Annotated in this window: 10 protein-coding genes; 4 read left to right on the top strand and 6 right to left on the bottom strand. The window is 72.3% G+C overall.

The window, feature by feature from the left end; translation table 11 throughout:
• Nucleotides 1-16 precede the first annotated feature (16 nt).
• Both ACZ55A_RS07535 and ACZ55A_RS07540 read left to right on the top strand, forming a co-directional pair.
• Nucleotides 17-403 carry an effector-associated constant component EACC1 gene (locus ACZ55A_RS07535; RefSeq protein ID WP_468835720.1) on the top strand — a complete coding sequence of 129 codons (387 nt, stop codon included), beginning with the start codon at nt 17-19 and terminating at the stop codon, nt 401-403.
• A complete protein-coding gene (locus ACZ55A_RS07540; RefSeq protein WP_468835723.1) occupies nt 400-1947 on the top strand; it encodes a caspase family protein in 1548 nt (515 codons plus the stop codon). The genes ACZ55A_RS07535 and ACZ55A_RS07540 overlap by 4 nt, the downstream gene beginning before the upstream one ends.
• 15 nt (nt 1948-1962) lie before the next feature.
• Here the strand turns inward: ACZ55A_RS07540 and ACZ55A_RS07545 are convergent, their stop codons facing one another.
• The gene (locus ACZ55A_RS07545; RefSeq protein WP_468835726.1) at nt 1963-3360 is read right to left on the bottom strand and encodes an NADP-dependent succinic semialdehyde dehydrogenase; all 1398 of its coding nucleotides are present in this window, start codon (nt 3358-3360) and stop codon (nt 1963-1965) included.
• Between the two features lie 425 nt (nt 3361-3785).
• Between ACZ55A_RS07545 and ACZ55A_RS07550 the strand changes: the two genes are divergently transcribed.
• Complete coding sequence (locus ACZ55A_RS07550; RefSeq protein WP_468835729.1) at nt 3786-4556, top strand: L,D-transpeptidase family protein; 771 nt, start codon at nt 3786-3788, stop codon at nt 4554-4556.
• Here ACZ55A_RS07550 and ACZ55A_RS07555 read toward each other — a convergent pair.
• From ACZ55A_RS07555 to ACZ55A_RS07570, 4 genes are read right to left on the bottom strand one after another with little or no spacing between them, the layout of a single operon-like run.
• Complete coding sequence (locus tag ACZ55A_RS07555; protein ID WP_468835731.1) at nt 4543-6657, bottom strand: ABC transporter ATP-binding protein; 2115 nt, start codon at nt 6655-6657, stop codon at nt 4543-4545. The two genes, ACZ55A_RS07550 and ACZ55A_RS07555, sit on opposite strands and share 14 nt — an antisense overlap.
• Nucleotides 6658-6712: 55 nt before the next feature.
• On the bottom strand, nt 6713-7609 hold the full coding sequence (locus tag ACZ55A_RS07560) for an ABC transporter permease (protein ID WP_468835733.1): 897 nt from the start codon (nt 7607-7609) through the stop codon (nt 6713-6715).
• On the bottom strand, nt 7606-8556 hold the full coding sequence (locus ACZ55A_RS07565) for an ABC transporter permease (RefSeq protein ID WP_468835736.1): 951 nt from the start codon (nt 8554-8556) through the stop codon (nt 7606-7608). The genes ACZ55A_RS07560 and ACZ55A_RS07565 overlap by 4 nt, the downstream gene beginning before the upstream one ends.
• Complete coding sequence (locus ACZ55A_RS07570; protein ID WP_468835738.1) at nt 8553-10307, bottom strand: peptide ABC transporter substrate-binding protein; 1755 nt, start codon at nt 10305-10307, stop codon at nt 8553-8555. The genes ACZ55A_RS07565 and ACZ55A_RS07570 overlap by 4 nt, the downstream gene beginning before the upstream one ends.
• 237 nt (nt 10308-10544) lie before the next feature.
• Here ACZ55A_RS07570 and ACZ55A_RS07575 point away from each other — a divergent pair, with 237 nt between their 5' ends.
• Nucleotides 10545-12086, top strand: a complete 1542-nt coding sequence (locus ACZ55A_RS07575; RefSeq protein WP_468835741.1) for a M81 family metallopeptidase — start codon at nt 10545-10547, stop codon at nt 12084-12086.
• 62 nt (nt 12087-12148) lie between these two features.
• On the opposite strand, the gene ACZ55A_RS07580 is transcribed toward ACZ55A_RS07575, so the two are convergent.
• Nucleotides 12149-13447: an MFS transporter gene (locus ACZ55A_RS07580; protein WP_468835743.1), complete on the bottom strand. Its 1299-nt coding sequence runs from the start codon at nt 13445-13447 to the stop codon at nt 12149-12151.
• Nucleotides 13448-13482: the final 35 nt, after the last annotated feature.

A 13482-nucleotide genomic window follows, 5' to 3' on the forward strand; every position in this document is an offset into this window, starting at 1 on the left:
CACGGGGAGGGGTTTGATGTCAGGTCCGGGTTCGGAGGTTGTCAGACTCGCGCTGGTCGGGGACGGTTCGGAGGCCGAACCGCAGCTGCGGTCGCTCCAGCAGTGGCTCAGTTCGGACGATGCGCTGCGCGGGCGGGTGGAGTTACGGCACAGACCGCCGGAGCCGGGCCATATGGGCGGGGCGCTGGATGTACTGACCGTCATCCTGGGTACGGGCGGTATCGCCGGGCTGGTCACCCCGCTGTGCACCTGGCTGAGCGGCCGCCGCTCCGATGTCTCGGTCACCGTCGAACTCCCCGACGGCCGCACGATCACTCTGGACGTCAAACGGGCCGCCGACCCGGCCGCCGTACTCCGTGAAGCGCAGTCCTCCCTCAACGCGCTGGACGGGCAGGGGAGATGACCGAACGCAGGTTTCCGCACGGACCCTCCAGCCGGGCCGTGCTGATCGGTGCGGGCAGGTTCACCGGTGCCGCGCTGTCCCATATCCCCGCCGTCGACGCGAACCTCCGGGCGTTACGGGACGCGCTGACCGATCCGGCACGGGGTCTGCTGGCCCCCGAGCACTGCCGGGTGGTCTCCGATCCGGCCGACCAGAGGACCGTGGGGGCGGCACTGAGCTGGGCGGCCCGCGAGGCCGATGATCTGCTGCTGGTCTACTACGCGGGGCACGGACTGCTGGACGACGCCGGGCTGCTGCACCTGGGGCTGGTCCACACCGATGTCGAGAACATCGGCTTCACCGCCGTCCCGATCGAACTGATCAAGCGCAATGTGGGCGAGGCCAGGGCGACGTCGCGGGTGCTGCTGCTCGACTGCTGCTTCTCGGGCCGGGCGGTGTCCGCGATGGCCGAGCCGACCAACCTGGCCGTTGGCCAGCTCGACCTGTCTGGAACGTACACCCTGACGTCCACGACGAAAACTGCTCCGGCGCATGCGCCCGTCGGGGCGACGTACACGGCGTTCACCGGCGCGCTGCTGGACGCCCTGGCCGTACCGACGCCGCTCACCCTCGACGAGATCCACCACACGGTCGACCGCACGCTGTACGGCCTGGGGCTGCCCCGGCCCCAGCGACGGTCGGCGGGCGCGGCCGGCTCACTGGCGCTGGTACGGGGCCCGGTGGGGACGGGCGGCGCGACGCCGCCGCCACCCCCGGCGTTCCCGCCGTTCCGTGCGACGCCGCCACCACCCCCGGCGTTCCAGCTCGGTGCCCCCGCCTCGCCGCCGCCGGTACGGAAGCGCGGCCGGGCGCTGGTGATCGCCGCGGCGGTCGGTGGTGCGCTCACGGTGCTGCTGGCCTCGGTGCTGGTGAAGGGGGTACTGAACGGGGACAACGGCGGCGGCGACAAGGGCAGGGCGGGCAGCGAGGGAGGGGCCCGGCACAGCGCCGGGCCGTCGGCCACCGCCCACAGCGCACCCGCAACGCCGGAGACGCCGAACGACCGGGCCACGCCCGGCCGGACCTCCGCCCCCGCAGAACCGAAGGTGCTGTACCGCGACAAGCAGCTCACCATGCCGGGGGTGGAATGCGCCGGGCAGTGGAACCAGGCCCTCGATCTGGACAAGCCGGCCGTCAGCAGCAACTTCGTCGGCACCAAGACGGAGTCCGACCTCGCCTACCTCGCCTGTGTGAACTCGACGGACCCCGATGCCGGGATGCTCATGTACAACGACGACCACCCCCAGGTCCGCGTCGGCCTGGCCGACGCCGGCACCAGGACGGCGGAGGACTGCCGGGCCGCGGCCGATCAGGCGAGGTTCGCCATGCCGACGCCGGCCGCCAAGATCAGCGCCGGGACGGTCTGGTGCGTGATCACCACCCACAACCGCGTGGCGAAGGTGGTGTTCACCAAGGTGACCGCGTCCCAGCGGGTCGGCCTGGCCGGCAGCACATCCAGCCCCGATCTCGAACTGTCCGCCACGCTGTGGGAGGACGCCCCGTAGCGCGTCCCCGCCGGTTCACTCCTCCGGTCCGTACCACACCGTCGTCATATTGCAGAACTCCCGGATCCCGTGCCCGGAGAGCTCCCGCCCGTAGCCGGAGCGCTTGGCGCCGCCGAAGGGCAGGCCCGGGTGGGAGGCGGTCATCCCGTTGAAGAAGACGCCACCGGCCTGCAAGTCCCGTGCCAGCCGCTCCTGTTCCTCGGGGTCGCGGGTCCAGGCGTTGGAACTCAGGCCGAACGGGGTGTCGTTGGCGAGCTGCACCGCCTCGTCCAGGTCGGCGACGCGGTAGAGCGTGGCGACCGGGCCGAACGCCTCCTCGTGGTGGATGCGCATGCTGGGCGTGACGCCGGTGAGGACCGTCGGTTCGTAGAACCAGCCGGCGCGGTGATCGGGCGGGCGCCGGCCGCCGCACAGTGCCGTCGCGCCCTGGTGAACGGCGTCGTCGACCAGCTCCTCCAGGTCGGAGCGGCCCTGCTCGCTGGAGAGCGGCCCGACGTCGGTGCTCTCGTCCATCGGGTCTCCGACGGTCAGCGCGGCCATCCGCTCGGTGAACCGCTCGGCGAAGGCGTCGTAGACGTCGTTGTGCACGATGAACCGCTTGGCCGCGATACAGGACTGGCCGTTGTTCTGGACGCGCGCGGTGACGCCGACCCGGGCGGCCTTGTCGAGGTCGGCGGAGGGCAGGACGACGAACGGGTCGCTGCCGCCGAGTTCGAGGACGGTCTTCTTGACCTCGTCACCGGCGATGGCGGCCACCGAGCGGCCGGCGGGCTCGCTGCCGGTGAGCGTCGCGGCGGCGATCCGCGGGTCGCGCAGGATGTCCTCGACGGCACCGGAGCCGATCAGCAGGGTCTGGAAACAGCCGTCGGCGTAGCCGGCCCGGCGGAACAGCTCTTCGATGTAGAGCGCGGTCTGCGGGACGTTCGAGGCGTGCTTGAGCAGTCCGGTGTTGCCCGCCATCAGTGCCGGCGCGGCGAACCGTACGACCTGCCAGAGCGGGAAGTTCCAGGGCATCACCGCGAGGACCGTGCCGAGCGGGCGGTAGCGGACCACGGCGCGCACCGCGCCGGAGTCGCGGACGTCGTCCGGCTCGGGGTGCTCGTCGGCCAGCAGCCGCTCGGCGTGGTTGGCGTACCACCGCATGGTCTTGGCGCACTTCGCGGCCTCCGCGCGGGCCTGGGCCAGCGGTTTGCCCATCTCGGTGGTCATCGTGCGGGCGATACCGTCCTGGTCGGCCTCGAGCAGATCGGCGGCCTTGTGCAGCAGCTCCGAGCGGCGGGCGAAGGACGTCCTGCGGTGCAGCTCGAAGGCCTGCTCGGCGCGGACCAGATGGTCTTCGATCTCGCCCGCGTTGAGCGCGTCGAAGGTTTTCAGGGTCTCGCCGGTGGCCGGGTTGACCGTGGCGATGGCCATGCTCAGCACCTCCTAGGAGAGCGGCGACGGGGCCGGGGACGGATCCGGGACCGGGTCGGGGTCGGGTCCGGGCGGGCGGGGGATCGGCGAGGGATCCGGAGGTATCGGTTCCGGTGGCGCAGGCGGGACCGGCGGGCCGGGGAGCGGGTCCGGGACCGGGTGGGGCGGCGGGCCTCCCGGGTCCGGGGGCGTGGGCTGCGGATCGCGGTCGGGTGTGTGCGCACTGCGGGTATGCGGTTGCCGCTGCACGGCGGGCCTCCCAATGAGACTGCTGGTGGCACATGTGCCCCCGTACCCGAGTTTCGTCCGTCCATGGCCCGGCCGCACGACGGATTGCCGCGGACGGGTTGCGGACGGGCGGGGGCGGGCGTATATGACCTGATCGGACGGCGCGGGGCGGGCCGCGCGGCCGCTAGCTTGCGGTCATGCCCATGTCGCGTACGAGGACATCTGCGGCTCCCGGGGCCCTTCCGGCCCGGGCCACCGCGCTGCTGTCGGCGGCCTGCGCGGCCCTTCTCACGCTCGCCGCCCCCGCCTCCGCCGTCCCCTCAGGTGCCACCGGCTTCCGCCCCCCACTCCCCTCCCGCATGGCCGGCACCGGCGGCGGCGAGCAGCTGATCACCGCCGAGGCGCCCACGGCCGGCGCCACGTCCGGGACGGTGGTGTGGTGGCAGCAGGACGGCGACCACTGGCGGCGGGCCGGTTCGGCACCGGCCCGGTTCGGCACCGGCGGGCTGACCGACGGCGCGACCCGGGTGCAGGGCACCTCGACCACCCCGACCGGCCTTTACGACCTGCCGTTCGCGTTCGGGACCGCCCCGGCGCCGCCCGGCACCAGCACGCCGTACCGCCGGGTCGGCGCGGACTCCTGGTGGTGCGAGGACACGGCGTCCGCCGCGTACAACCGCTGGGTGGATCCCCGGCCGCCGGACTGCGCGGCCGCCGAGTCCGAGCGGCTGGCCGACCATCCGGTGCAGTACGCCCGGGCCCTGGTCATCGGCTTCAACTACCACCGTCCGGTGCGCGGCCGGGGCGCCGGCATCTTCCTCCACGTCAACGGCAGGGGCGCCACGGCGGGCTGTGTGTCCGTACCGGCCCGGGCGATGGCACGGATCCTGTCCTGGGTGCGGCCGTCCGCCCACCCGCATATCGCCATCGGCACGGTGTCCGGACCGACCGCGCTCACCCGCTACTGAGCGCCTGCCCCGCAGCGCCCGCCGCGGTGAGCGGAAAGTGGCAGGCCACCCGGTGGCCGGGGGTCTCCGGCTCGGCGGGCGGCGGTTCGGTGGTCGCGCAGAGCCCGGCGGCGTACGGGCAACGGGTGCGGAAGCGGCATCCGGAGGGCGGGGCGGCGGCGGACGGGGGCTCACCGCCGAGCGGCGCGCCGGGCAGGGCGGTGTGGGGCACCGTGCCCTGTGCTGCTCTCGCCGTGGGGGCGGCGTCCGGACCGGGTGTGCTGACGGTGTCCAGCAGCCCTCGGGTGTACGGGTGCAGCGGGCGGGCGAAGACCTGCGCGGCGGGGCCGGTCTCGACGAGCTTGCCGAGGTACATCACCCCGACCGAGTCCGCGAGATGCCGTACCACCGCCAGGTCGTGCGAGATGAAGAGGTAGCCGATGCCCTTCTCGCGCTGTAACTCGCGCATCAGGTTGAGGATCTGCGCCTGGACGGAGACGTCCAGCGCGGAGACCGGCTCATCGGCGACGACGAGCGAGGGGGACAGGGCGAGGGCGCGGGCCAGGCCGAGGCGCTGGCGCTGCCCGCCGGAGAATTCGTGCGGATAGCGGTCCACCGCGCCACGCGGCAGCCCGACGTCGTCGAGCAGCCCGGCGATCCGGCGCCGCTGTGCGTCCCGGCTGCCGATGCCCTGGATGACCAGCGGCTCGCGCAGTACGGCACCGATCCGCATCCGGGGGTCCATGGCGGCGTACGAGTCCTGGAACATCAGCTGGACCTGGCGGCGGTGGGCGCGCAGCTCCCGTTTGGTGAGGGTGGAGATATCGCGGCCGGCGACATGGATGCTGCCGGCGGTGGGCGGCTCCAGGCCGACGGCCAGCCGGCCGAGGGTGGACTTGCCGCAGCCGGACTCCCCCACGATGCCGAAGGTCTCGCCGCGCCGGACGGTGAGCGAGACCCCGGCCACCGCGCTGATCTGCGCGGCGCCCTGCCGGCGGCGGGCGAAGGGGCCACCGTGCAGCGGGTAGCTCTTGCTGACGTCGGCGAGCCGCAGCAGCGGTTCGTCCGTACGTATGGAGGGCGCGGCGGGTGCGGGCGGGCGGACCTCCGCGGCCGGATCGGTGCCGGAGGCCGGGGCGGTGGGGTGGTGGCAGGCGAAGGCATGGCTGCCGGCGGCGGGCGGGTGGTCGGCGCGGCCGTCGGTGAGTTCCGGCTCGGCGGTGTGGCAGCGGTCGGTGGCGAAGCCGCAGCGGGGGGCGAAGCGGCAGCCGGTGGGGCGGGTGGTCAGGGACGGCGGCCGGCCGGGGATCGTGGCCAGCGGCCGGCCGTCGGTGGCGGTCCCGGGCAGGGCGGCGAAGAGGGCCTGGGTGTAGCGGTGCCGCGGGGTGGCGAACAGCGGGCGTACGGGGGCGCGTTCGGCGATCCGGCCGCCGTACATCACCGCGACCCGGTCGACCCGGCGGGCGATCACCCCGAGGTCGTGGCTGACCAGGATCATCGCCATGCCGAGGCGGGTGCGCAGGGCGTCGATGAGTTCCAGGATCTGGTGCTGGGTGCTGACGTCGAGGGCGGTGGTCGGCTCGTCGGCGATCAGCAGCCGGGGTTCGCAGATCAGCGCCATGGCGATCGCGACGCGCTGCTGCATCCCGCCGCTGAGCTGGTGGGGGTAGCTCTTCAGCCGCTCGGCGGGGCGCGGCATGCCGACCAGCCGCAGGGTCTCCTCGGCCTTCGCCCAGGCCTCGGCCCGGCTCACCTTCCGGTGCAGCAGCAGGGGTTCGGCGACCTGGACCCCGATGGTGAGGGTGGGGTTGAGGGAGGTCAGCGGGTCCTGGAAGACCATGCCGATGGTGTTGCCGCGGACGTTCCGGAGGACGGGTTCGGGGGCGGCGGCGAGGTCGGTGCCGTCGAACAGGATCCGGCCGCCGGTGATCCGGCCGCCGGGCGGCAGCAGGCCGAGGACGGACAGCGCGGTCATCGTCTTGCCGCAGCCGGATTCGCCGACGATGCCGAGGGCTTCGCCGGGGGCGAGTTCGAGGTCGATGCCGTCGACGGCGCGGACGGTGCGGCCGCGGCCGGCGATCTCGGTGTGCAGGTCCTCGATCCGCAGGAGCGGGTCGGTCATGGTGGGGTCCTCGCTTCGGTTGCGCCGGACGCGCGGCGGCCCGTCCGGCACCGCGTCAGTGCTTCGTCAGCCGTACGTCGAAGGCGTCCCGCAGCCCGTCCCCGAGGCAGTTGAAGGCGGCCACGACCAGCACGATCGCGAGGCCTGGCGGGAAGATCAGCCACCAGTGGCCGACCTGGGTGTAGGTGATGCCGGACGAGAGCAGGGAGCCCCAGTCGGCGGCGGGCGGCGGAATGGACAGGCCGAGGAAGGAGAGGTAGGCGACGTAGAGGATGGCGTCGGCAATCTGGAAGGTGGCGTTGACGAGGACGGTGCCGGCGGCGTTGGGGACGATGTGCCGGCAGACGGCGCGGCCCCCGCCGCCGCCCATCAGCCGCATCGCCTGGAGGTAGTCACGGCTGCGCAGCGCCAGCGCTTCGCCGCGGATCAGGCGGGCGGGCGAGAGCCAGGCGACGGAGGCGATGACCAGGATGAGGACGGGCTTGCTGGGGGTGAGGATCGCGGCGACCACGACGAGCAGGAACAGTGCGGGAACGGCGAGCGCGGCATCGGTGATCCGCATCAGCACGGCGTCCACCCAACCGCCGAAGTAGCCCGCGACCGCACCGTAGACGGTGCCGAAGAGGGTGGCCAGCAGCCCGGCGGCCAGGCCGACTTCGAGGGAGGTGCGGCCGCCGTACATCAGCCGGCCGAGCTGGTCGTAGCCCAGGTCGGTGGTGCCCAGCGGATGCCCGGCACCGGGGGCGCGGTTGGCCTGGGAGAGGTCGGTGTGGATCTGGTCGGTGGGGTGGAGCAGCGGTCCGAGGAAGCAGAAGGCGAGCAGGGCGAGCAGCACCAGGGCGCCGGTGAGGGCGAGTTTGTTGTGTGCGAAGACGGCGAGGGACCGGCGGGCCGGGCCCGGGCGGGCCGGGGCGGCTTCCGGCCGGCCGGCGTCGAGGGCGGTGGTCGTCACGGCACGCTCCTGATGCGCGGGTCGAGGAGGGCATAGGCGATATCGGCGAGCAGGGAGCCGAGGACGGTCGCGACGCCGACGACGAGGGTGACGCCGAGCAGTACGGGGAAGTCCGAGCTCTGGGCGGCGTTCCAGAACAGCAGCCCCATACCGGGGTAGTTGAACATCGACTCGACGACGAGGGTGCCGCTGAAGAGGGTCGGGAGGTAGAGGCCGAGCAGGGTGGCCAGCGGGATGAGCGCATTGCGCAGTACGTGCCGGGCGATGATCCGGGCGCCGGACTGGCCCTTGGCGCGGGCGGTGCGGACGTAGTCCTCGGCGAGGTTGTCGAGGACGGCGGAGCGCATATAGCGGCTGAAGGCGGCGACGATGCCGAGCGCGGTGGTCACGACGGGCAGCACCAGCCCGGGCAGGTCCGCGAGCAGACCGCCGACGGTATCCGCCTGCGGCGCCTCGGCGGGCAGTAGCTGGAGCTGCTGGCTGAAGACGAGGAGGAGGACCAGGCCGGCGAAGAAGACCGGGGTGGCGTAGGCGAGGAAGGCGGCGCCGGTCAGGAGGTGGTCGGCGGCCCGGCCGCGCCGTACGGCCTGGAGGATGCCGAGCGGTACGGCGAGCACGGCGGCCAGGGCCAGGGCGAGCCCCGCCAGCAGGGCGGTCTTGGGCAGCCGCTCGGCCAGCAGCGCGGCGACGCTCCGGTTGAGCTTGTACGACTCGCCGAGGTCGCCGGTGAGCAGCCGGCCCAGGTACCGGACGTACTGCTCGGGCAGCGAACGGTCGTACCCCTGCTGGTGGTTGAAGTGCGCGAGGGATTCCGGGGTGGCCTGGACGCCGAGGATGGCGCGGGCCGGCCCGCCGGGGAGCAGATGCAGCAGTACGAAGACGATGACCGAGACCAGCAGCAGCACGACCAGGGCCTGCATGAGGCGCTGGGCCAGGAAGCGGATCACCGGCCGGAACCGCCCTTCTTGACGAAGTACCAGTTCTGCGGCGTCAGGGACAGGGTCGGGTTCTGGTCGACGCCGCGCAGGTCGTTGCGGATGGCGGAGACCTGGTAGGCGGGGTTGGGGGTCCACAGGACCGGGAGCCGGCGGGCGACCGTACGGCTGTAGTCGCGCATCGCGGCCGGATCGCCGGAGTACTCGGTGGCCCGGATCAGCCGGTCGGTCTCCGCATCGGACCAATGGCCCATGTTCGAGGGCGCGTTGCTGGCGAAGATCTTCTCTCCGCTGGGGTCGGGCGGGAAGTACCAGCTGCCCTGGGTGCCGAAGAAGCCCAGCTGCCACTGTGCGCACAGCGGTTCGGTCCGCTCGCAGGGGACGGTGGTGCCGAGCACGGTGTTCAGCGGCTGCTGGCGGATGTCGAGGACGATGCCGGCCTTGCCGAACTCGGACTTGATCACCTGCATGGTGTTGGAGGTCTCGGTGGAACCGGACTGGGAGAGCAGCGACAGCCGCAGCTCCTGACCGTCCTTGACGCCCGCGCCGCACTCGTGCGCGCCGCTCCCCGGCCGGGCGCAGCGCAGCACCCCGTCCCGTCCGGCCCAGCCGTGCCCGGCCAGCAGCGCCTTCGCCCGCTCAGGGGCGTACGGGTAGGGGTCGCGGTCGAGGAGGCCGGCGGGGACCGGACCGAGGGTGGGCGCGGCGCTGCCGTGCCAGATCACCCGGGAGATCGCCCGCTGGTCGATGAGGTGCTGGAGCGCCTGGCGCAGATAGCTGTGGCGCAGCAGCGGGCCGACGGTGGGGTGGTGGAAATTGAGGACGATATAGGTGACCGCCCAGCCTTCCCAGGGGTCGATGCGATAGCCCCGCTCCTTGAACTGCTCCGACTGCGCCATGACGGAGGGCGGGATATAGCCGTAGTCGACACCGCCGGCCCGCAGCACATTGAATTCGGAGTCCGCGGTGGTGAACGGTTTGAGGACGACCCGGTCGAGATGGGGCGTGTCCGGCCCGCGGTACTTCTTGTTGGGAATCAGGGAGACCTGCCCCGAGGTCGTCCATCTCTCGACCTTCCAGGGCCCGTTGACGGTCTTCCAGAGCGGGTCGGTGGCGAAGCGGGAGAACTGCCTGGCGTGCCGCATCAGCCGGGCGAAGGCCTTCCTGGGGTGCTCGTTGCGGGGGTTCCAGGCATGCACGGGAAGGGCGACGAAGTCCTGGAGTTCATTGGCGGTGAACCACGCCGGGTTGTACGTGCGGTCCAGCCGGAGCCGGAACGTACGGTCGTCGACGCTCTCGAAAGCCTTGACGTCGTCGGGCATCAGCTTGGGTGAATAACCGGCCCACTCCGCCTTGTTGTACTTGATCAGATCGAACCAGAACTTGACATCACGGGTGGTGACCGGATTTCCGTCGGACCACTGATATCCCTTCTTCAAGGTGATGCTGACGACGGTGTTTCCCGCCCCGTAGCGCGGCATTTCCGCGAGATTGCGGGGCGATTCCATGGTCAGCGCCGCGCCCTTCTTCTCCGGTGTGTACAGCCGCAGAAAGAGCAGGTCCTGAACGGCGCTGTTGTACGAGGCCAGATAACCGGGGGCACTGATGGGGAAGATCCAGTTGGGGGCGGAGGCGGGCGGCAGCGCCATGGTGGCGGTACCGCCTTCGACGGGGGTGCCGCCGGTGGCGCCGAGGTCGGTGACAACGTTGCCAGTCGGCCCACAGCCGGCCAGCGCACAGACACACAGCAGAGCGGCGGCCACCACACGCCCCAGGGGCCCGCGTAATCGGATGCTGCGCAGACCCATACTGCCTCCGGGGCTCGGCCGGTCGAGGGGTGCGAGCAAACTACGGACGGCCGGGAAAAGAAGTCAAGACCGTGGCAGCTCAGGCCAACTCGACTCTACTGTCGGCTAGTTGATACGACCACCGGCCAACGACCGAAAACGGCCGCCGCACACCTCACCACCGTCCCCGCCGCCCCACGGAGAGTGAGCTCCATGTCCTCACCCACCGATCCCCGTCCCCGCTCACGGCGTCTGCGCATCGGCATCGGCGGAATGGCCATCGAGTCCAGCCAGTTCTGCCCGCACCGCTCCACGTACGACGACTTCCACGTCACCCGGGGGCGCGCACTGCTGGACCGCTACACCTGGACCCGGCCGGACGACGCACTGGCCGAACCGGTCGAGTGGGTGCCGCTGGTGCACGCCGTCGCGGTGCCCGGCGGCCCTGTGGAGCGCGCCACGTACGACCGCATCAAGGCCGAACTCACCGACCGGATCAGGGCGTCGGGACCGCTGGACGGGCTGGTCCATGACATCCACGGTGCGATGAGCGTGGTGGGGCTGGACGACGCGGAGGCCGACCTCACCGAGGCGGTACGGGCCGCGTCCGGCCCCGGCACCCTCATCTCGGCCGCCATGGATCTGCACGGCAATGTCTCGCGCCGTTTCGCCCAGCACCTCGATCTGCTCACCGCGCACCGGCTGGCCCCGCACGAGGACGCCTGGGAGACCCGCGAGCGCGCCGCCCGCAAGCTCGTCGAGCGCCTGGTGTCCGGGAAGGGCCGCCCGCACCGCGCCTGGGTGCAGATTCCGGTCCTCCTCCCCGGCGAGAAGACCAGCACCCGCCTCGAACCGGCCAAGTCGCTCTACGGCCGGCTGGCGTCCGTGGAGGCGCTCGACGGGATCGTCGATGCGGCGCTCTGGGTCGGGTACGCCTGGGCCGACGAGGAACGCTGCCGGGCCTCGGTGGTGGTCACCGGGGACGATCCCGAACTCGCCGTCGCCCAGGCCGGATCGCTCGCCCGCGCGTACTGGGACGCCCGCCGCGACTTCGTCTTCGTCGGCCCGACCGGTGACGCCGACGACTGCATCGCCCGTGCCGTCGCCTCCCCCGCCCGGCCCTTCCTGATCAGCGACTCGGGGGACAACCCCACCGCCGGCGGCGCGGGCGACCTCCCCTACATGCTCGGCCGGCTGCTGGCCCACGAGGACCTGGCGAGCGGCCGGGTCACCGCCCTCCACCCCGGCATCACCGACCCGAAGGCCGTCGCCGCCTGCTTCGAGGCCGGCGTGGGCACCGAGGTCACGCTCGGCGTGGGCGGCCGGTTCAGCGCGGGCACCGGCCCGCACGCGGAGCCGTACGAACTGACCGGCACCGTCACCGCGCTGGAGGACGGCTCCGGCCCCGACTCCGGTGCGCCGCCCGGTCATCCGGCCGTTGCCGGGGCGGGCGGGCGGACCGCGGCCGTCACCCGCGGCGGCGTGACCGTCGTCCTGACCGAGCGCCGCAAACCCTTCCACACCCGGGCCGACTTCGGCGCACTGGATCCCCTGGCCCATGACCTCGTGGTCGTCAAGATCGGCTACCTGGAACCCGAGCTGTACGCCATGGCCGCCGACTGGCTCCTCGCCCTCACCCCCGGCGGCGTGGACCAGGACCTGTTGCGCCTGGGCCACCACAGGGTACGGCGCCCGCTCTACCCGTTCGACGACGCGGGGTTCGAGAACCCGGAGCTGCGGCCGGAGTTGCTGTAGCCGACGCCGGTGTGTGGCGAGCGGGCCACGCGGCTGCCGCCCCTAGTTAGTGCCTTCCTCGCTCACGGCTGTGGATCGCGGGCGTCGTAGCGGGCGAAGGCGCGCCGGCCGAGGCCGAGGGCGGTGACCGTGAGGATGCAGGCGAGGCCGCCGCCGATGACCGCGGTGGCCGGGGTGGTCAGGTCGGCGACGGAGCCGGCGAGGAAGTCGCCCAGGCGGGGGCCGCCCGCGACCACGACGATGAAGACGCCCTGGAGGCGGCCGCGCATCGCGTCCGGCGTGGCGGCCTGCAACATGGTGCTGCGGAACACCATCGACACGGTGTCCGCGCAGCCGGCCACGGCCAGGAAGACCAGTCCGAGCCACAGGTTCCGGGAGAGCCCGAAGCAGGCGACGGCCGCGCCCCAGGAGGCCACCGCGATCAGGATGGCCAGGCCGTGCCGGCGGATCCCACCGAGCCATCCGGAGAACAGCCCGCCCAGTACGGCGCCCACCGCGGGCGCGGCGACCAGCAGGCCGACGGTCTTGGCGTCGCCGGCGAACCAGAGCACCGCGACCGCGGGGAACAGCGCGCGCGGCTGGGCCAGCACCATCGCCGCCAGGTCGGAGAAGAACGTCATCCGCAGATTGGGGCGGGTGGCGAGAAAGCGCAGTCCGTCCAGTACGGAGGCCCGGCGCCGCGGCCCGTCACCCTGGTCGGGCCGCATGGCGGGCAGCCGCCACATCGCGTAGAGCGCGCCGCTGAAGGCCACCACATCGATCAGGTACGCGGCTTGGTAGCCCCACAGGCCGACGATGACACCGCCCAGCATCGGGCCGCCCATCAGACCGAGGTTGCTGGTCAGGGAGTTGAGGGCGTTGGCGGCCGGCAGCTGCTCGGCGGGCAGCAGCCGGGGGATCATCGACGAGCGGGCCGGCGAGTTCATCGCGAAGCAGACGGCCTGGAGGGCGACAACGGTGTAGAGCAGCCAGACCCGGTGGTATCCGGCCAGCGCCGCACCGGCCAGCGTGACGGACATCGCGGTCGCGCCCGCGGCGCTGTAGAGGCCCAGTTTGCGGCGGTCGACGGTATCGGCGATGGCGCCGCCGAACAGCCCGAAGACGACCAGCGGGACCAGGGAGCACAGGCCCACCAGACCGACCGCGAAGGTGGACCTGGTGAGGGCGTAGACCTGGAGCGAGACCGCGAGCGCGGTCATCTGCTGGCCCATCCAGGAGATGGTGTTGCCGCACCACAGGCGTCGGTAGTCCGGCGATATGCGCAGGGGCGTCAGATCGGCGAATATCCGGGAGCGGAGGGGTCTTTCACGCTTTTCCGGGTGTGCCGTCGAGCTCTCGTCGGAGGTAGTTGTAGATGCCACGCGGCGCAGTAAAGCACGGGGCGGGCGCGCGTGGT

The sequence above is a fragment of the Streptomyces sp. NPDC034111 genome, assembly GCF_055575375.1.